The organism is Cohaesibacter celericrescens (genome assembly GCF_002866925.1).
Classification (GTDB): domain Bacteria; phylum Pseudomonadota; class Alphaproteobacteria; order Rhizobiales; family Cohaesibacteraceae; genus Cohaesibacter; species Cohaesibacter celericrescens.
Genome location: NZ_PKUQ01000054.1, coordinates 12,586 through 32,764 on the forward strand (window position 1 = coordinate 12,586; position 20,179 = coordinate 32,764).

16 protein-coding genes are annotated in these 20,179 nt (G+C 50.4%); 4 read left to right on the forward strand and 12 right to left on the reverse strand.

The window, feature by feature from the left end; translation table 11 throughout:
* Positions 1-33: 33 nt before the first annotated feature.
* The gene (locus C0081_RS20505) at positions 34-408 is read right to left on the reverse strand and encodes a hypothetical protein (RefSeq protein ID WP_101535608.1); all 375 of its coding nucleotides are present in this window, start codon (positions 406-408) and stop codon (positions 34-36) included.
* Between C0081_RS20505 and C0081_RS20510 the strand changes: the two genes are divergently transcribed.
* The 3 genes from C0081_RS20510 to C0081_RS20520 all read left to right on the forward strand — a co-directional run bounded on the left by C0081_RS20510 (position 407) and on the right by C0081_RS20520 (position 3,191).
* Complete coding sequence (locus C0081_RS20510; RefSeq protein WP_101535609.1) at positions 407-1,429, forward strand: RluA family pseudouridine synthase; 1,023 nt, start codon at positions 407-409, stop codon at positions 1,427-1,429. The genes C0081_RS20505 and C0081_RS20510 overlap by 2 nt on opposite strands.
* Positions 1,430-1,550: 121 nt before the next feature.
* Positions 1,551-2,441 (forward strand): RNA polymerase sigma factor RpoH, encoded by an 891-nt coding sequence (gene rpoH / locus C0081_RS20515; protein ID WP_101535610.1) that lies wholly within the window; start codon positions 1,551-1,553, stop codon positions 2,439-2,441.
* A gap of 114 nt (positions 2,442-2,555) precedes the next feature.
* Positions 2,556-3,191, forward strand: coding sequence for a TetR/AcrR family transcriptional regulator (locus C0081_RS20520; RefSeq protein ID WP_101535611.1), 636 nt, complete (start codon positions 2,556-2,558; stop codon positions 3,189-3,191).
* Between the two features lie 47 nt (positions 3,192-3,238).
* Here C0081_RS20520 and C0081_RS20525 read toward each other — a convergent pair whose 3' ends face one another.
* The 5 genes from C0081_RS20525 to C0081_RS20545 form a co-directional block, all read right to left on the reverse strand.
* Positions 3,239-4,843, reverse strand: coding sequence for a hypothetical protein (locus C0081_RS20525; RefSeq protein ID WP_101535612.1), 1,605 nt, complete (start codon positions 4,841-4,843; stop codon positions 3,239-3,241).
* A gap of 76 nt (positions 4,844-4,919) precedes the next feature.
* Positions 4,920-6,215 (reverse strand): adenylosuccinate synthase, encoded by a 1,296-nt coding sequence (locus tag C0081_RS20530; RefSeq protein ID WP_101535613.1) that lies wholly within the window; start codon positions 6,213-6,215, stop codon positions 4,920-4,922.
* 392 nt (positions 6,216-6,607) lie between these two features.
* On the reverse strand, positions 6,608-8,197 hold the full coding sequence (serA, locus tag C0081_RS20535; protein WP_101535614.1) for a phosphoglycerate dehydrogenase: 1,590 nt from the start codon (positions 8,195-8,197) through the stop codon (positions 6,608-6,610).
* 96 nt (positions 8,198-8,293) lie between these two features.
* On the reverse strand, positions 8,294-9,457 hold the full coding sequence (locus C0081_RS20540) for a phosphoserine transaminase (protein ID WP_101535615.1): 1,164 nt from the start codon (positions 9,455-9,457) through the stop codon (positions 8,294-8,296).
* 243 nt (positions 9,458-9,700) lie between these two features.
* Positions 9,701-10,447: an outer membrane protein gene (locus C0081_RS20545; protein WP_180966985.1), complete on the reverse strand. Its 747-nt coding sequence runs from the start codon at positions 10,445-10,447 to the stop codon at positions 9,701-9,703.
* A gap of 302 nt (positions 10,448-10,749) precedes the next feature.
* Here C0081_RS20545 and C0081_RS20550 point away from each other — a divergent pair, with 302 nt between their 5' ends.
* Positions 10,750-11,673 carry a DMT family transporter gene (locus tag C0081_RS20550; RefSeq protein WP_101535617.1) on the forward strand — a complete coding sequence of 308 codons (924 nt, stop codon included), beginning with the start codon at positions 10,750-10,752 and terminating at the stop codon, positions 11,671-11,673.
* A gap of 90 nt (positions 11,674-11,763) precedes the next feature.
* Here C0081_RS20550 and glmM read toward each other — a convergent pair whose 3' ends face one another.
* The 6 genes from glmM to tolB all read right to left on the reverse strand — a co-directional run bounded on the left by glmM (position 11,764) and on the right by tolB (position 20,087).
* Positions 11,764-13,107: a phosphoglucosamine mutase gene (glmM, locus tag C0081_RS20555; protein WP_180966986.1), complete on the reverse strand. Its 1,344-nt coding sequence runs from the start codon at positions 13,105-13,107 to the stop codon at positions 11,764-11,766.
* 326 nt (positions 13,108-13,433) lie between these two features.
* The gene (gene ftsH, locus C0081_RS20560) at positions 13,434-15,353 is read right to left on the reverse strand and encodes an ATP-dependent zinc metalloprotease FtsH (RefSeq protein ID WP_101535618.1); all 1,920 of its coding nucleotides are present in this window, start codon (positions 15,351-15,353) and stop codon (positions 13,434-13,436) included.
* Between the two features lie 207 nt (positions 15,354-15,560).
* Complete coding sequence (tilS, locus tag C0081_RS20565) at positions 15,561-16,931, reverse strand: tRNA lysidine(34) synthetase TilS (protein ID WP_180966987.1); 1,371 nt, start codon at positions 16,929-16,931, stop codon at positions 15,561-15,563.
* On the reverse strand, positions 16,918-17,910 hold the full coding sequence (gene ybgF, locus C0081_RS20570; RefSeq protein WP_180966988.1) for a tol-pal system protein YbgF: 993 nt from the start codon (positions 17,908-17,910) through the stop codon (positions 16,918-16,920). The genes tilS and ybgF overlap by 14 nt, the downstream gene beginning before the upstream one ends.
* 219 nt (positions 17,911-18,129) lie before the next feature.
* Positions 18,130-18,609: a peptidoglycan-associated lipoprotein Pal gene (pal, locus tag C0081_RS20575; protein ID WP_101535621.1), complete on the reverse strand. Its 480-nt coding sequence runs from the start codon at positions 18,607-18,609 to the stop codon at positions 18,130-18,132.
* A gap of 212 nt (positions 18,610-18,821) precedes the next feature.
* Complete coding sequence (gene tolB / locus C0081_RS20580; RefSeq protein WP_245418013.1) at positions 18,822-20,087, reverse strand: Tol-Pal system beta propeller repeat protein TolB; 1,266 nt, start codon at positions 20,085-20,087, stop codon at positions 18,822-18,824.
* Positions 20,088-20,179: the final 92 nt, after the last annotated feature.

Sequence of the window (20,179 nt, forward strand, 5' to 3'; positions counted from 1 at the left end):
CGCAAGGGCGGTTTTTATTGAAACTGTGAATTATCAGTCCGCCTGTGGAATAAATTCGATCCGACGCGATACAGAGCCTGTTTTCTTATCGATTTTGAGAACAGACGTCATGCCCTTTCCATCCACTAACAAAAAGACCTCACCATTCTCGACAATCATGCTGCGCACGGTTTCACCCGAATTCAACATGTGTGTAATCGGAACTATTTCCAGTTCCGCAACAGCAGGACTTTCCTTCTTGTTCACGCTCTTGTAGATAAGGACCCCAACGATGGACGAAATGCCCAAAACCATGATCATGAGCGACCAGAAAACCATCTTGCGCATTTTGCGCTGCATTTCCAGCATCTCTGGGCTCTGAAAAGGATCGTCGCCAGCCGGTTGCTGATCGATAGATTGTTGAACCATGTCTGCACCTAACGTAGAAGATGAAATCCTGAATTTCGAAGTCGATGAATACGAGATTGGCAAACGTCTTGATGCGTTGATCGCAGCCAAGGACGGTCGATACTCCCGCTCTCGCTTCAAAGTTCTGATCAAGGAAGGCCAGGTAACCCTTGCCTCCGGAGATCAGCCAGAGCGGACGATAGAGGAGCCAAATCACAGGGTCAATGTAGGAGATCGTATCAAAGTCACATTGCCCCCCCCTGAAGACCCCGTCCCCAAAGGGCAGGATATTCCGCTAGAAGTAGTTTTCGAAGACGACCATTTGATTGTCATCAACAAACCCACCGGTCTTGTTGTGCACCCTGCCGTCGGCAACTGGTCTGGCACTTTGGTCAACGCTCTCATCCATCATTGCGGCGATTCTCTGTCCGGCATAGGCGGCGTTCGCCGCCCAGGTATTGTGCACAGACTGGACAAGGAAACATCGGGTCTTTTGGTTGTTGCCAAGACGGATGCTGCCCACAAGGGTCTGTCAGAACAATTTGCAGATCACGGCCGCACAGGTCCGCTGGTGCGTGCCTATCAGGCTCTGGTCTGGGGGGCGCTGAGCAAACGCAAGGGAACCATCGACACCCAGATAGGTCGCTCCCAACACAATAGATTGAGGCAAAAAGTCCTCAAAGAAGGCGGTAGACAAGCGATCACTCACTATCAAGTCATGGAAGAATTTGGCACTGACGGCGATGTTTGTGCAACACGGGTTGAGTGCCGTTTGGAAACCGGCCGCACACACCAGATTCGCGTGCACATGGCCCATATTGGCCATCCGTTGATCGGCGATCCTGAATATGGTCAAGGGTTTAAGTCAAAGCTCAACACGTTGCCGGAAGATCTGGCCCGCAATATCGAGAAAAGAAAACGCCAAGCACTGCATGCAGGTTTACTCGGCTTTGCGCACCCGGTCACGGGTGAAGAGCTGGTTTTTGAGAGCGAAATGCCCAAAGATCTGATGAAAATAATGGAAGCTTTACAAAAAATGTAATCAAAATGGCAAGTTGGCCCTGTAATTGCCAAATTTATTTCTATATTCAAGAGACCCGCAGGCCAGTTGTGGCTGCGAAATTTGTCCTGCCTTATTGGGGGATATGAGGAAGTAACATATTATGGCAAAAGATTCTGGCAATATTCCAGTTCTCTCCAATTCAGGAGAAGGGCTCAGCAGATATTTAAGTGAGATCCGTCGGTTTCCAATGCTGGAGCCACAAGAAGAATATATGTTGGCTAAGCGCTATGTAGAACATGACGACAAGAAGGCTGCACACAAGATGGTCACCAGCCATTTGCGCCTCGTCGCCAAAATCGCCATGGGCTATCGCGGGTATGGATTGCCTGTCGGGGAAGTTGTCTCTGAGGGCAATGTGGGCCTGATGCAAGCCGTCAAACGGTTTGATCCAGAAAAAGGTTTCCGCCTTGCCACCTATGCCATGTGGTGGATTCGCGCCTCTATTCAGGAATATATCCTTCGCTCATGGTCCCTAGTCAAAATGGGCACGACGGCCAACCAGAAACGCCTTTTCTTCAACTTGCGTAAAGTAAAGGGCCAAATTCAGGCTCTTGAAGACGGCGACCTAAAGCCAGATCAAGTGGATTATATCGCAGAGAAGCTTGGTGTTTCCAACGAAGAAGTCATCTCCATGAACCGTCGCCTGTCGGGTGATTCTTCCCTCAATGCGCCACTGAAGGCAGACGGGGAAAGCGGGCAGTGGCAGGATTGGCTGGTCGACGATAGTGAAAGCCAAGAAACGGTTCTGGCCGATAAAGAAGAACACAACCACCGGATGGATTTGCTGACCGATGCTATGAACATTCTCAACGAGCGTGAGCGCCGGATTTTCGAAGCAAGACGCTTAACTGAAAAGCCCATTACGCTTGAAGAATTGTCAGAAGAATTTAACGTCAGCCGCGAGCGCATCAGGCAGATCGAAGTACGGGCTTTTGAAAAAGTTCAAAAGGAAGTCCAGACAGCTGCCGCCAAAGCACTCGGCAATCACTAGCGGTTTGAAACCTCAATTTCAAACCACCAACAACGATCATTGGTAGGATAAGATGTCCTGCGGTAGAGTGGACGGCAGCGACTGATTTGGTCATTACTGCATCGGGTGTAGTGTATGGGTCGAGCGAGAACTTTTGACGATCTAGACATCCTAGAGCGTGCCATGCGCCTGTTTTGGCGCAATGGCTACAACGGGACATCAATGCGCGATTTGATGGCAGAGACGGGTCTGGCCAAAGCCAGCATTTACAATGCCTATGGAAACAAAAAAGATCTGTTTCACTGCGCCCTGAACCATTATATCGACAAAAAACAACCCAAATCTTTGCAACTATTGACACAGGGCAGTGGACGCGATGGCTTGGAATCCTATTTTTCCAACATATTGCGCGTAACGATCGAAAACCACCAAACGCCGGGCTGTCTTTTGGTCAATACGGCAACAGAGCAGGGCATTCATGACGAAGCAATGCGCAGTATCGTCGAACGGGGCATGGAACGCGCTGAGAAGCACCTAGCCCTGACCATTGAAAGAGGCGTTGCAGACGGATCTATTGATCCTGAAACGCATCCAGAAACCGCAGCGCTCTGTTTGATCGCAACAATATTGGGTATCCGCGTCATGGCACGCAAGAGAGCCGATCCGTCAAAGGTTGAGACACTGATAAAAGCAAACCTCGACAAACACGCGCCGCGACACAAGCCTGCCGATGGCAGAAAACTCACTTTTCAGGTTTATGAAACCCGTTAGGTAGACAAGCGCACAAAATCAACGCCCCGCGTCTACCAAACAATGCGTTACTCGCTCCAAGCCTTGATGGCTTCATCAACCACACGTTCGCCGGTAACACCTTTTTCCAAAGTCAAAATACCGCGTCGACCCGTCGTATATTGGATCGGAATGTCAATCCAGCTGCGCAACGATAACAATTCCATATTATATTGAACTTCGCGTTCACCGGCAGTCAACGCAATCCAATGGAAATCATCTGCGATGCGCATGGCAGCGCCAACAAGACCTTCTCCACGGCTTTGCTCGGTAGGTTTGAGAATAAGACCCGGAATATTCGAGATCGCCTTATCAATGTCAGGATTGTCACGCACAGACGAAATCTCGATCAAATGCGATGCGGGCAATTCAGGATCTGAGTTTTTGCCAATCTTGATGGTAAAGGTCAGCCCTTGTTCAGGAATTTTGGCCGTCATCACGATCGTCGGATCAGCGGCTTCGCCTTCCAATGTCCAAAGAACCTCACCGACACTTGCCGCACCGGGTTCACCATTGGGGCCTTCTTCTTCATAAAGAATAGACCGTTGGGCAACGGAGACCGCCGCGTCGGGCTTTTCAGACACTTGCGCAGCCGGTTTGTTCTTTGTGGTTTCCGCAGCTGTATCACCGGCAGGGGAAGAACCAGGTGCCGTAACGGTTACAGTGCGAACTGGCTTGCTTTTGATTTCCTGATCTTCTCCAGTCGCTTGATCACCAGCATCAGGATCAGAAGCCTGAGAAGCTGGCTCATTTGCGGTGGTTTGTGCATCAGAAGAGAGTGTCCCCTCACCTGCATCATTGTCTGAACCCATGAAAGAACCGCGGTTCTCATAAAGCAGATAGCCACTGCCCCCAAGCACACCAGCCAACAAGAGCACACCAGCAATCATCCCAAATCTGCCTTTGGGCTCAGCGTCTTCATCCAACGCACTATCAGTCCGATGAGAACTGGGGATATCGTTGCTCGCAACGGTTCTTTGATAGGTTTTGGCGTTGGAAACCAACGTATCGCCAAGCGTTGGTTCGATTCGCGCGACATCATTATCACGCTTTTGTGCGACAGCATCACCAGCGTCTTGAGCAGATTTAACCGAAGCATTCGTCGCAGCGCCAAGCGCATTTGCGTCTCTTACCGCATTTTTCAGGACATCCTGTCCAGCCCGTCTAACCACTTTATCAGAAGAACTTGTGTCGTTTTCATCGCGCGTAATCGATGGCTGTTCACTCGCCACTGCACCATGACTAGAGCTGCCAGAACCGTCCCTATCAGGCGCAATGATTGTTACAGCAGGCGCTGCAACTTGAGGCGGAGTTGGTCCACCAGACGAGCTTCTCGCAGTCTCAGCAGCCGACTTGGAAACCTCATCAGGCGCAGATTTAGGCGATTCATCACCCTCAGGAGAAGCCGCGCTTTGCTCCGTTTCCAAACTCAAATCTCGCTCAACCACACGCACGGCTTCTTCCAAAGACATACGCTGTTTGGATATCTCGGAAGGCGCCAATGGCGGGTCCATATTTTGAAGCTGTGCCAAGAGCGCTTTACGCGCCTTGTCATAGATAGCCTGACGCCGCTCCCGACTTCCGTCCGGAAGACTGTCGACAGCACGCTTCAAAATTAAGTAATAGTCCGCCATATTCTATTCCATTAGAGCCTCTGTTAAGACGGACCCTGAACAGGCTCGTCTTAACAACGCATACCGATACCCTATCTTAGTCTTGATATGGGTCCTGAACAAGAATCGTATCATCCCGCTCTGGGCTGGTCGAGAGCAACGCAACCGGCGCACCTATCAACTCTTCGACGTGGCGGACATATTTTACAGCTTCAGCGGGCAAGTCCTTCCACGTTCGGGCACCAGCTGTCGTGCCGGTCCAGCCTTCGAGCGTTTCATAAATCGGCTCAACACGGGCCTGCGCCCCTTGTGATGCAGGCAGATAATCGATCCGTTCTCCATCCAGCATATAACCAACACAGATCTTGATTTCTTTCAATCCATCCAAAACGTCTAGCTTGGTCAAGGCTATACCTGTAATGCCCGATGTACAGACAGTCTGGCGCACCAACACAGCATCAAACCATCCACAACGGCGCTTACGCCCCGTCACCGTGCCAAATTCATGACCCTTTTCGCCCAAAAACTGACCAACTTCGTCATCCAGCTCCGTCGGAAATGGCCCTTCCCCCACGCGGGTGGTATAGGCTTTGGTGATACCCAGCACATAACCGAGCCGGCTTGGGCCAATCCCTGAACCGGCAGCGGCCTGCCCGGCTGTGGTATTGGATGATGTCACGAAAGGATATGTGCCATGGTCAACATCAAGCAAAGCACCCTGTGCCCCTTCAAATAGAATGCGTTTACCGGCTTTGCTTGCCGCATCCAGAAGGCGCCAGCTCTGATCCATGAAGGGCAAAATTTGACCCGCGACAGCCATCAACTCGTCATAGATCGCTTTAGGATCAATTTCTTCGGCACCCAAACCACGACGAAGCGGGTTATGATGGGCAAGTGCGCGATCAATTTTGGCTGGCAATGTCTGCGTGTTGGCGAGATCCATCAAACGGATGGCACGACGACCGACTTTGTCTTCATAAGCAGGACCTATGCCGCGCTTGGTGGTGCCAATTTTGGTACCAACAGCTGCAGCATTCTCGCGCATAGCATCCAATTCGCGATGCAGCGATAGAATGAGGGTCGCATTTTCTGCAATGCGCAAATTATCGCGCGACACCGTCACGCCCTGATCTGCAAGGCGCCCAATTTCGGCGACCAACGCATGAGGGTCAACAACAACACCATTGCCAATTACACCAAGTGTGCCTTCACGAACCACACCAGACGGCAAAAGGCTGAGTTTGTAGCTAACACCATCAATTACGAGCGTATGGCCCGCATTGTGACCACCTTGGAAACGGACCACAATATCGGCGCGCTCAGACAACCAATCAACGATCTTGCCTTTTCCCTCGTCGCCCCATTGCGATCCGACGACCACCACATTTGCCATCGATGCCAGCTCCTTTGATCTGTTTTTTGAAAAAGGGATCATTCCGAGTACAGATTGAGCACCCTATCCAGGTCCATGTTCAAATTGCCATGTGTCATGACATTTCGCCTATGCCTGATCCCTTCAATAAATGTGCCCTAAAAAGGCAACATACGACTCGCGCTCATGCCATTCCTCTTTAAAAGAAGACCCAGCCAAGCGCTCGGACTATAGACAATTCTATAAGGTGAAGCGAGACCGAAACCAAGCTTTCGCGCAACTCAATACAGCGGAATCGGCAATATCACCAGACCGAACATGCATAGTACCCTGACGATTGCCCCCAAACGTCAAAAAAGCCCACCCCGAACAAGCCGGAATGGGCATATCAATTCACAGATGTTAGGCGATTCTTATACCGTAAAGAGCATCGCTTTGGCTTGAACAACACCTTCCAAGGCTTCGATCTCGGAGATCACCGCATCGCTGATGACACCATCGATTTCGATCAGGGCAATTGCATCTTGACCAGCTTCTTTACGACCCAGATTGAAGGTCGCAATATTCAGCTCATGTTTACCAAGCAGACTACCAAGCCGACCAATGAAGCCCGGTTTATCCTGATTGGTGATATACAGCATGTTGGCACCCAGCTCGGCTTCCATATTGATGCCTTTGATCTGGATGATCCGCGGTTTGGCATCGCCAAACACAGTTCCAGCCACAGACCGCTCTTGACGCTCGGTCACCAGCGTAACACGGATATAGTTTTCATAGGCGCCTTGCTGCTCGCGGCGGGTTTCTTCAATTTGAATACCACGCTCTTTAGCAACAGCAGGTGCAGACACCATATTCACACTCTGGAGCAAAGGCTTGAGAACACCAGATAGAACCACGGCGGTTAACGCACGGGTATTCAGTTCGGCAACATCGCCTTCATATTCGATACGAATGCCCTTGAGGCTTGTTTCTGTCAATTGACCGGCAAAAGATCCAAGTTGATCAGCCAATTTAACAAACGGTGTCAAACGAGGTGCTTCTTCTGCGGTGATAGAAGGCATGTTGAGCGCATTGGAAACCGCACCATTGACCAAATAGTCAGCCATCTGCTCTGCCACTTGGATAGCGACATTTTCCTGGGCTTCAGACGTCGAAGCGCCAAGATGCGGCGTGCAAACGACATTGGGCAGACCGAACAGCACATTTTCCTTTGCAGGTTCTTGGGTGAAAACGTCAAACGCAGCACCGGCGACCTTACCGCTTTTGATAGCATCCGCCAGAGCAGATTCATCCACCAGACCACCGCGCGCACAGTTGATGATACGCACACCGTCTTTCATGGTGGAGATAGCTTGAGCAGAAATAATATTGCGGGTTTTATCTGTTAGAGGTGTGTGCAGAGAGATGAAATCGGCACGTTTGAACAGGTCTGCCAATTCAACTTTTTCAACACCCAACTCAACAGCGCGCTCTACCGACAGGAACGGATCGAATGCGATCACTTTCATTTTCAGCCCAACGGCGCGACTGGCAACAATGCCACCAATGTTACCACAGCCAATTATGCCCAAAACCTTACTGGTGATCTCAACACCCATAAATTTGGATTTTTCCCATTTTCCTGCCTGCGTGGACGCATCAGCGGCAGGGATCTGGCGAGCAACAGCAAACATCATCGCAATGGCATGCTCTGCCGTAGTGATGGAGTTACCGAACGGCGTGTTCATCACAATAATGCCGCGCTGGGTGGCCTGCTCGATATCAACATTATCCACGCCAATACCTGCGCGGCCGATGACTTTAAGATTATCAGCGGCGGCTATGACTTTCTCGGTCGCTTTGGTCGCAGAACGAATGGCCAGACCATCATACTGTCCAATAATTTCGAGCAACTTGTCTTTGTCCTTGCCAAGATCTGGCATGTAATCGACTTCAACGCCCTTGTCTTTAAAAACCTGAACAGCGGTCTCAGAGAGTTTGTCAGATATCAGAACTTTAGCCATGAGACTATCCTCGTCTTTTGCGGCGCGCGCTCACACGATGCAGCGCTGGCAGCCACGATAAAAGGTAATTTTGGGAATTAAGGTGGAGGCTCTGATTTACAGAGCCGCCTTTTCAGCTTCAAACGCCCAGTCGAGCCAAGCAGTCAACGCTTCCAGATCAGACGCCTCGATGGTAGCACCGGCCCAGATACGCAGGCCAGATGGAGCATCGCGGTACGCGCCAATATCAAAGGCAACGCCTTCTTTTTCCAGACGCGAAACCAACCCTTTAGCAAACTTGGCTTGAAGATCGGCATCAAGCGCGACAACTGCTTCATCAACAATCGTCATGCACACCGAAGTATTGGAGCGATTGGCTTTGTCTTTGGCAAGAAAATCAACCCATGAGGTTTTATCTGCCCACGTTTCCAAAACAGCAAGGTTGCTGTTGGCACGGTTCATCAAAGCGTCAAGACCGCCGATTTCCTTGGCCCAAGCAAGAGCATCAAGATAATCTTCGACACACAGCATCGATGGCGTATTGATGGTTTCACCAACAAACACACCCTCGATCAACTTGCCACCCTTGGTCAGGCGGAAGATTTTTGGCAGCGGCCAAGCCGGTGTGTAGCTTTCCAAGCGCTCAACAGCCCGAGGAGACAAGATCAACATGCCGTGCGCAGCTTCCCCGCCAAGCACTTTCTGCCAGCTATAGGTCACAACGTCGAGTTTGTCCCAGTCCAGATCCTGCGCAAAAGCAGCAGACGTAGCGTCGCAAATGGTCAGACCTTCTCGGTCCGCTGCGATCCAATCGCCATTTGGCACACAAACACCGGACGTCGTTCCGTTCCATGTAAAGACAACATCGCGGGAAAAATCAACGGCACCTAGATCGGGCAGATCGCCATATTCGGCTTCCATAACCCGAACATCGTCCAGCTTGAGCTGTTTGACAACGTCGGTTGCCCAACCTGCACCAAAGCTTTCCCAGACAAGAATGTCAGTGCCACGGGCACCCAGGATTGACCAAAGCGCCATTTCAACAGCGCCCGTGTCCGATGCGGGCACAATGCCAATCCGATAGTCATCAGGCACACCCAGAATCTCGCGGGTCTGATCAATAGCAGCCTTCAATTTGGCTTTACCGATTTTCGCACGGTGGGAACGGCCCAATGGCGCGTCTGACAGGTTGTCTAGAGACCAACCTGGACGCTTGGAACATGGACCAGAAGAGAATAGAGAATTGTTCGGCCGAAGGGCCGGTGTCGTAGTGTTGCTCATAAAGCTACCCTCACAGATAGTTGCCTCTCGTTGGGGAGAGGTGTCCCACTAATGGGGGTAGCCCAATTAATCCAGAGCGTCAAACGGTTTCTACCAGATGTGACGATAAATACGACCACAGATTAAGACGGCTCACCAATGGCTTCAATTAAGGGAAACAGAAAAAGGCGACCGTCATTAGACGGTCGCCTTTTTCGAGAGGATTCTCATCACAAAATAAAAACCCAAGAACCAAACCAAAACTTAGTTCAGATCGTAGCGAAGACCCACGCGGAAATCATGTGCGTAAAGATTTTCGAATTTAATCGCACTCTGTGATGAGTCAGTTGTTGGACGACCTGTCTCAGCCTTGCCCAAAGACACAAAGCGATAGTTGGCATCCAACTTCCAGCCATCTTCCAGATCCACGACACCACCGGCCATAACATTCCAGGCAAAGCTTGCCTTGCCTTTGTCCTTAAACACAAATGTGCCTGAACTGCTGGTTTCATGATCCCGAGTGTGAAGATAAGAAGCACCAACACCTGCACCAATATATGGTGTCACATATTTCCATGCAGCGAAGTCATAGTAGCCGTTAAGCATAAGGGTCGTTACGTCAAACGTACCTTGCTCATAGCTAAAACAAGTACCGCCACAATGGCCATCGACACCATAATTGAGGTTAATACGATGATCCAATGTTATATCAGCACGCCAGTTCTCGCTGAAATAATAACCGGCACCTACACCAATCACGCCACCTAAATCATATTTCTGACTTCTGAAATGCTTAGGTGTGCCGGTGTTATCCAACCAAGTCGCATCACCGCCCGAATAGGCGGCAAAACCGACGTCACCACGCAAATACCAGCCGGAGCCAATTTCAATCGGTGTCTCAGGTTCGTACTCGATGACCGGCGGAGCAGGCAGATCTGCTGCAAAAGCAGCAGTCGCTGACATGGCGGCCACGAACACACTCAAAAATACATTTCTTTTGAGGCTGCTCATCTCATTTCCCTCTCGATAGAAGTGTCGGAACACAAATTTAGAAATAAACTTAACGAGAACCATCACAGAATATCCTTAATACTGGATTAACTACGAATATTAAGCATGATTACATCAGAAAAAATGCATTTGGTAACATCGCATATATAAATTCATGCAAATTGCAAATTTTATTCTTAACAAAACATTACCAAACGCCCCATTTCTCTGATTGCATATAAGCGGTTGCTCCCCTATGTTCTGCCTCAAGCACAAAGATTGCTTCCTGCACACGCTCCTTCTTTGAATTTCAAGGGACAAATATGCCAAACCCTTCATTGCGCCATTGGCTCATGCTGGCCTTCCTTGTTTTCTCTTGGGGATCCGCCATCATTTTAACGCGAGTAGCCGTCAACGAGCTGCCCCCGCTTTGGGTAACAGCAGGGCGCTTGTGCACCGGTGCAGCTCTATTGTTTCTTTATCGTATCATTTTTGTGCGCAGGCCCTGGAGCCTCACTCGAAGACACGCACCATGGATACTCTGGCTCGCATTGCTAAGCTCCGCGATCCCCTTCTTGCTTATTGCTTGGGGCAGTCAATTCACCAGCGCTGCAATCGCAGGCATATTGATGGGCACAATTCCTCTTTCAGTATTGGGGCTTGCACACCTGTTGCTACCCGACGAGAAGTTGACGCGCAACAAAACCGTCGGTTTTCTAATCGGATTCATTGGAGTGGTACTGATCATCAAACCTGATGCATCCGCACTGGGCTCTTTCGATCAGACAGAAATGATCGGGCAGGTTGCCATTTTTCTTGCCAGCTTTTGTTATGCCCTCAACAGCGTATCAACCCGTCGCATGCCAGAGGCCGATAACATCGACAAAGCAACGGCCGTGGTGATTGTTGCGGCTATTTTGTTGCTTCTGGCATGCTTTGTGGCCGAACCATTCCCCGGCTTTGACAGTGCCCCACTGTCCAGTTGGCTGATCTTAATTTATCTGGGCTTCATTCCGACGGCTGTGGCAACACTCATACTCTTTGTCATGTTGTCACAAACCAAAGCCGGCTTTGTCGCTATGAGCAATTATCTCATTCCCGTTGTAACCGCATTGGGTGGCATCACCTTTTTGGGGGAACGCCTAGAGCCGACTGTCTGGGTCGGCTTTATTATCATCCTGATTGGCCTTGCCATAAGCGAGAGAAAAAACAAGCCTCAGCCCACCATATCCGAAACGCTTGGCTAGGATAAATGAGAAACACACAATAATAGCAATTTGAATCAAAAAGGCCGCTCATATGGAGCGGCCTTTTTGATTCAATAAATGATAAACGGATCAGGCACTGACCTTGCGCACTTCATCACAAATATCATCCACGACCTGAGCGACAAGATCGCCATCGTCCCCTTCAGCCATCACACGAATAAGCGGTTCGGTGCCTGAAGCACGAATGACCAAGCGACCGCTATTGGCCAATTTCTTTTCACCCGCTTCAATGGCCTTTTTGACAGTATCAGCCTTGAGCGGCGCGCCTCCAGTATAACGCACATTTTTGAGCAATTGAGGCACTGGCTCAAAACAACGACACACTTCGCTGACAGGTTTGTCCAACTTCTTTACCACAGCAAGAATTTGCAACGCCGCGATCAAACCGTCACCGGTGGTGCAGTAGTCACTGAGAACAATATGCCCTGACTGCTCACCGCCAACATTGTAATTGTGCTTGCGCATATGCTCGACGACATGCCGATCACCAACCTTGGTACGCACAAGCGACAAATCAATGCTGTTGAGAAAACGCTCAAGCCCAAGATTAGACATTACGGTAGCAACAATGCCAGGTGCCGTCAGACGATTATTTTTGCTCCAGCTTTGCGCAACAACAGCCAACAACTGGTCGCCATCAACTATATTGCCTTTTTCATCAACAATGATCACCCGATCAGCGTCGCCATCAAGCGCAATACCAATATCGGCCCGAACTTCCTTAACCTTGGCAACCAACGCTCCGACGGACGTGGAACCACAATTCTCATTGATATTGTAGCCATCAGGCTCAACACCGATCTTAATCACCTCGGCGCCAAGCTCCCACAGCGCATCAGGCGCAACGCGATAAGCAGCACCATTGGCACAGTCGATCACCACCCGCAACCCTTCAAGCGATAGTGCTCGCGGCATCGTGCGTTTGGCAAACTCAATATAGCGATCATAGACGCTATCAATCCTCTTGGTCCGCCCCAACCGTTTGGGTGTAACCAATTGGCTGGACATATCGGACTCAACCAGCCTTTCAATTTCAGCTTCGATCGCATCGGACAATTTATAGCCATCCGGGCCGAACAATTTGATACCATTGTCTTCAAACGGATTGTGAGATGCCGAAATCATCACGCCCAGATCAGCGCGCAAGGAACGGGTCAGCATGGCCACACCCGGCGTTGGCACGGGACCCAACAAAAACACATCCATACCCATAGCGGTCAATCCAGCAGTGAGCGCTGGTTCCAACATATAGCCGGACAAGCGCGTATCCTTACCTATCACCACCCGATGGCGGAAATCACCCCGACGAAAAATCTTGCCAGTGGCCATGCCCACTTTCATGGCAATTTCCGGTGTCATCGGAAAACTATTGGCACGTCCACGAATTCCATCGGTCCCGAAATATTTGGCCATCAGTCTCAATCAACCTTTCAAAAATGAAATCCGGCGATGACCCCGCACAAAAGAATGTGCCGGCGCTGCAATCACCCAGACGCTTCTAGTGTCACCGGCTCTGGACGGCCCTTTAACAGCGCCAATACCAAACCTATCAATTCTATTGTTATCTCTAGCGCTATTTTCTCACCAAATGTTCAACATTTGCCTCTTAGCACCTTCAAAAATTATTTCCCGTTATTACAACCAGTTGTCGCATAAGCATTGCGACCTGACACAAGAAGCATGCACCATAAAAAAAGCGCCCTCGCGGGGCGCTTTTTATAATCTCGACGCTAGTAAGTTCAGCCTTGTGGCTGCGGCTCCAAGCCATCGTCATTTTCGCCGCCTTTTTTAACAGCACCAGCGGTTGGTACTGCTGATCCTTTAGGCGCCGCAGGCTCATCATCATTTTCCCGAACGGGAGGTTTCCCGCTGATCAAATCAAGAATTTCTTTGCCTGAAAGCGTTTCATATTCAAGCAGTCCTTCAGCAATAATGATCAATTCGTCCTTATATTCGGTCAGAATTTCTTCCGCTTTTGCAAGCCCCGAATTAACGAAGCGCTTGACCTCACTGTCAACCAGCTTCTGGGTGTCGTCGGATACATGTTGCTGCCGAGCGACCGAATGGCCCAAGAACACTTCTTCTTCATTTTCAGAATAAAGCAAGGGCCCGAGCTTGTCGGACATGCCAAATTGCGTCGCCATGGCATGAGCCAGACGTGTCGCCATCTGAATGTCGCCCGATGCTCCAGATGTCACTTTGTCATAGCCAAAGATCATTTCTTCAGCGACACGCCCACCCATAGCAACAGCCAAATCGGCGTTGCACTTGGCGCGCGTCAGAGATACCTGATCTTTTTCCGGTAACCGCATCACCATACCCAACGCACGACCGCGCGGAATAATTGTGGCTTTGTGAATTGGATCAGACGCAGGCATTTTAAGAGCCACCAGCGCGTGGCCCGCCTCATGATAAGCAGTCAGTTTTTTCTCTTCATCGGTCATGACAAGGGTGCGGCGTTCGGCACCCATCATCACCTTGTCTTTGGCATCTTCAAATTCGCTCATAGATACAAGACGACGATCACGACGCGCAGCCAGAAGAGCGGCTTCATTGACAAGATTCATCAGATCAGCGCCGGAAAAACCGGGTGTCCCGCGCGCAAGCGTCTTGAGATCCACATCCGGAGCCAAAGGCACATTACGAATATGCACCTTGAGAATTTTCTCACGACCCGTGATATCTGGATTTGGCACAACGATCTGACGGTCAAAACGGCCCGGGCGCATCAAAGCAGGGTCAAGCACGTCAGGACGGTTGGTGGCAGCCACCAAAATCACGCCCTCGTTGGCTTCAAATCCATCCATCTCGACCAACAACTGGTTCAGCGTCTGCTCTCGTTCATCATTACCGCCACCAAGACCGGCGCCACGGTGACGACCGACAGCATCAATCTCATCGATAAAGATGATACAAGGGGCGTTTTTCTTGGCCTGCTCGAACATATCGCGCACGCGGGATGCACCGACACCAACGAACATTTCTACGAAATCTGATCCGGAGATCGAAAAGAATGGCACATTTGCTTCGCCCGCAATGGCTTTACCAAGAAGAGTTTTACCCGTGCCCGGAGGGCCCACAAGCAAAACACCACGCGGAATGCGACCACCAAGACGCTGGAACTTCTGCGGATCGCGCAAAAATTCAACAATTTCTTCCAAATCTTCCTTGGCTTCGTCCACCCCGGCAACATCATCAAAAACAACGCGCCCCTGTGCTTCAGTCAAAAGCTTGGCTTTTGATTTGCCAAACCCCATGGCTTTTCCACCGCCCTGCATCTGGCGCATGAAGAAAATCCAGACTGCAAGAATAAGAATCATTGGGAACCACGAAACCAGTGCGCCGAGCAATGAGAAGCTCTCGGTTAGAGGTTTTGCTGTCACCGCAACTCCGTGGTCTTTTAACAACGGAATGAGAGTGGTGTCATTTTGTGGCAGATACGTCTGGAAGTCACTGTTATCAGACAGTTGGCCAGTGACTTGCTGACCTGTGATCACAACTTCTTTGACACGCCCTTGCTCGACATCAGAAACAAACTGAGAGAAAGGAATCTCCTGAGAACTGGTGCGCTGCGTCGGGCTCTGGAATAGCTGAAAGAGTGCTACCAGCAAAAGGCCGATGATCACCCACAAAGCCAGACTGCGAAAATTCGCGTTCATATATTTTCCCTTACCTCTAACTCTTTCTGGGTCACAATCAAATTACACAAGCAGGTTCACTTGGGCACATCGCGATCCAGTTAATTCGGGCGGCCGCAAGGTTTTGCCCTGACACGGCGCCGATGGTTGTTTGAATTGAATTTAGGTTGTCAATGAAGTCTTGCCAAGGCAAGTCTTTCTCTTTCTTCCCAATTTTAGGCCCATGGTTTACATCGGCCCCCGATTAGGTACTGATCTTGTGTTTTTTTTCTCAATTTCAACCCTGACTCCCGCATAAGAAGCCACTTCTGGCCAATCAATCACATATTGTGGTCGGTTTTCCCACCAAATCGAGGGCAAGGCCTCTATCAACCCAGACGGAATCGAACCACACATAGTTGCTTTTGCAGGGAACCTTAAGCCAGCTTCGGTTAACAGAGCTCTGCCATCGGCACCAAGGTCGCGCAATTTCACCTCTAATTGTTGATCAACCTCGGGCCGATGAATTGTATACAGCCCGTGCCAATCAGTTGGATCATTGTTTTGCATCAGGATGGTTCGGGGATTGCGGCCCAGCTCGCGATAAATCCAGACACGGCCATCAGACCAGTCAAAGCAGCAGCCTCCCATAGTGCGTTTATCAAATATCTTAGTCTCTCGCATAGCCAGCAATGCAGCATCGATGGCTATCAGCTTCTCTTCGCGAGGCGGATAGGCAGGTCCCGCCACATGCACAAGCATCATGCGCAGCAGACGCAAACGAAACTCTTCTTCCAAAGACATAAAATCTGCGGGATCCATAGACAAGGCACAGCCCGGCTCCGGGCGCATATGCCGCAGGAAAAACACGGATGCCACCCCATCAAGCGCTGCGTCAGCACGTTGTAAACGACGCGCTGTCGCAGCCAATCGCGACGCATCGCCCCCTTCCTGCGCCAACTGAGGCAGCAATTTGCGCATTCGAACCCGCATATAAGCATCACTATGATTGCTGGGATCCTCAATCCATTGCAAATCACGAGCCCGCAAACTGGCAAGCAATCGAGACTTGGGAATATCAAGCAAGGGGCGAACAAGGGTCAGGTCACCAACCGGTTGCTTAACACGCATCGCGCCAAGGCCGGTCACCCCACTGCCCCGCAACAACCGCATGATGAAAGTTTCCGCCTGATCGTCACGATGGTGTGCAACGGCGATGGAACGACAACCCAATGATTTGGCATAGTCAGAAAGCAACTGATAGCGTGCATCCCGCGCCCGCGCCTGAATATTGGAAGCAGATACGTTGTTTCGCCAGGTCAGCGTTGCATGAGGCAAGCCACGCTGCGCAGCCAGTTCTGCAACAAGGGCACATTCATCCTTTGCTTCAGGGCGCAATCCATGGTCAACGCTGGCAACATATAAAGAAAGGGAAAGAGAATTTTCGATCAACCATTCATGACAAAGGATCATCAAGGCCAATGAATCGGCACCACCTGACACAGCCAGAATCAATCGGTTGAGAGGGCGTAAAACTTTAAAAGCCGTGCTCAGTTCGTGCATATCAAGAGGCCGTTCAGCCTCTTTCACAGAGTCAGCGGTCGTATCAACATTGGGCACTTTTGATCTCAGACCGTACTTTTTCGCGCACACCAGAAGACGCATTTGGAAATTTTTCCAACAATTCTTCATAAGTCGCGCAAGCGGCATCCCGCTCGTTAATTTTGCGCAGAGCCATGCCGGTTTTCAGCAACATGTCTGGAGCTTTTTGTGCATTGGGAAACTGAGAATACGCATCAAGGAACACTTCGATCGCTCCCGCATAATCCCCCTGTTGGAAGCGGCTCTCACCGATCCAATAGTGAGCATTCGGCGCTAGGCGGTCCTGAGCATAAGCGGCTACAAATTGGCGAAAAGCACTTTCTGCGGCCTTGTAGTTGCCCTGTAAAACCTGACTATAAGCAACATCATAATCTGTTGCAGGATCCCCCGTCAAAGAGGAACTTTGTCCCAAATTATCCGGTTGAGCCGGACCGGAAACAGATCCTCCCAGCATAGAGGACAGATCGATAGGGCCAGACTCGGGCTGGATAAGCGTAGGATCGTTACCAGCCAATCCTTGATCGGCGGGTAACTGATTTTGATTGAGACTGCCCAACGTCTGAGGAGGCGTGCCAAGCTGCTCGAATTGCTGCGTAGCAGGTTTGTTCACATCCGTATTGCTCGAGCTTTTGCGACGCGTTTTGCCTTTTTCTAAATCCTGAAAGCGGAATTCTGAATCTTCTTGAAAACGCCGTAGCTGTTCTTGGAGCTGACGAATATGAAAATTCAACTCTTCCACTTGCCCGTTATACTGACGCATCTGCGCCTCTAAACGGTCCACCCGAACAGCCAGGTCCGAAGCAGATTGAGCGACTTGGAGCCGTTCTTCAGCTGCGGGGATAGGCATAGGTGGAAGGGGCAATCCCCGTTTCTGGGCTTGATATTCCAGTGTATCCACCCGCGCAGCCATTTCGGAAAGCGAGGCGGGACTGGAGGCATGGGCCACGCTGATTACGCACCAGAATAGCGCAAACGTTGTGGTCAGAAGTTTGATCATAAAAATCCTCATTTGGTCGACAATAAGGAAGTCGGCAACCTAGGCGTCCCGACCCGAACCAGCTTAACGGATTCTGTGTTCTCTGAAAGCCTTTTGCACGCAATTCACGGCAAAATTGTGAAAGAACGCAAGCAACAGCGTATCATCCAGTCAAAAAGGGACCGGCAATGCCGATCCCTTTCATTTTTCAGATCTTGGTTCTGAACCAAACGCTTGCGTTTAATTGGTCAGCGCTGTCACAGCACGACGGTTCTGTGACCAGCAAGAAATGTCATTGCAGACAGCAACCGGACGTTCCTTACCAAAGGATCGGGTAGACATGCGATTGGCGCTAATGCCTTTGGAAACCAAATAATTGCGGACCGCATTGGCGCGACGCGCACCAAGCGCGATGTTATACTCGCGCGTACCGCGCTCATCCGCATGGCCTTCAATAGCAACACGATAGTTGGCATATTGCTGCAACCAGACAGCCTGTTTATCCAATGTCGCCTGAGACGTCACATTGACATCGGAACTGTCCGTATCAAAGAACACGCGGTCACCAACATTGACCACAAAATCTTGAGCAGACCCTGGAGCAGCAGACGACAAAGAAGAATTGGTCAGCTTATCAGGGGTGGAAGAACAGGCCGCAAGCGCGGTTAGGAGGGCGACGGCAAGCGCGGCGCGAAGTGGGGATTTTGCACGATTTGACATCTAGTTTGTCCTTCGGGTGCTGTAAGTGTTCGGCACGATATTTCGGACAGTATCCGAAATTTTGGTTAACCCGCAGTTTGCAAGGATGGTTAACTCTTTATTACCAGCCGATATATGTTGATCATTCCGCTCCACATTCCCCCAAAAGGTGGCCAGACTGAGGCAATTCAGCCTTTTGTCTGGATTTTTGCTATTTGATCACCGATTCAAAATCAATCTACCAATGGCGACCAAGCGGGGTCTGACCCAAAGGCTGGCGTCGGCACGCGATATTCATTGCGGCCGGTCAAATCAATCGAATAAAGCTGAGGGCCACCGTTGGCACCGCGGCTTTCACGAAAGAACATCAGAACCCGACCATTAGGAGCCCATGTCGGTCCCTCATTGTGGTAGCCATCGGCTAGAATGCGTTCCCGCGAACCGTCCGTTTGCATCACACCAATCTGGAACTGACCTTTATAATGCTTGGTAAAAGCAATCAGATCCCCGCGAGGCGACCATACAGGTGTAGAGTAGCTGCCGTTGCCAAAACTGATACGTTGCACACCCGAGCCGTCAGCATTCATCACATAGATCTGTTGTTTACCGCCACGGTCACTTTCAAAGGTGATCTTGTTGCCATCGGGTGAGAAGCTGGGGCTGGTATCAATGGAAGCGGAATTGGTAAGACGGGTTATCTTGCCAGTACGCAAATCCATCCTGTAGATGTTAGCATCCCCACCCTGCTGCAAACTCAATACGATGCTTTGCCCATCAGGTGAAAAACGAGACGAAAAACTCATGCCAGGAAACTCACCAACATTGGATCGTTGGCCGGTCTCAATATTGAGCAAATAGGCACGCGGCTTGCCATTCTCAAGCGCCATATAGGTGATTTCTTGCTTGGTTGGAGAAAATCGTGGGGTCAAAACCAAATCCCGACCATCGGTTAGATAACGCACATTAGCGCCATCTTGATCCATAATAGCCAAGCGCTTGACACGACTGGCTTTTGGGCCGCTCTCATCGACAAACACAATGCGCGTATCGAAATAGCCCTTCTCGCCCGTTAGTCTTTCATAGATTGCATCAGATATGATATGTGCGACCCGACGCCAGTTTTTGGGTGCTGTAAAAAACTGCTGACCTGTCATTTGCTTACCTGCATAAACATCCCAGAGACGGAACTCGGCTTTCAAACGGCCGTCCGATTCCTGCGTCACTGTACCCGAGACCAAGGCTTGTGCATTAATCACAGTCCAGTTGGCAAAAGACGGCACAGTCGAAGATGACAAGTCTTTTTGTAAATAAGTATTGCGATCAAGCGGGGCAAACAAACCAGAACGCTTCAAATCAGCTTCGATGACACGAGAAATCTCGACACCTTGCGGCACGCCGGAAAAATCGGTAATGGCTATCGGCATCGGTTGGATATTGCCTTGCCGAATGTCGATCTCGATCAACGCGTGACTGGGTGCCACCATCACAAGGGATGCCATCACGGCGATGGTAAGCAACAGCAAGCGGGACACCAAGCGCTCAGCCTGACGAAAGAGCGAACGCGTAAACCGGAAGGATGCATCGGGGCGGT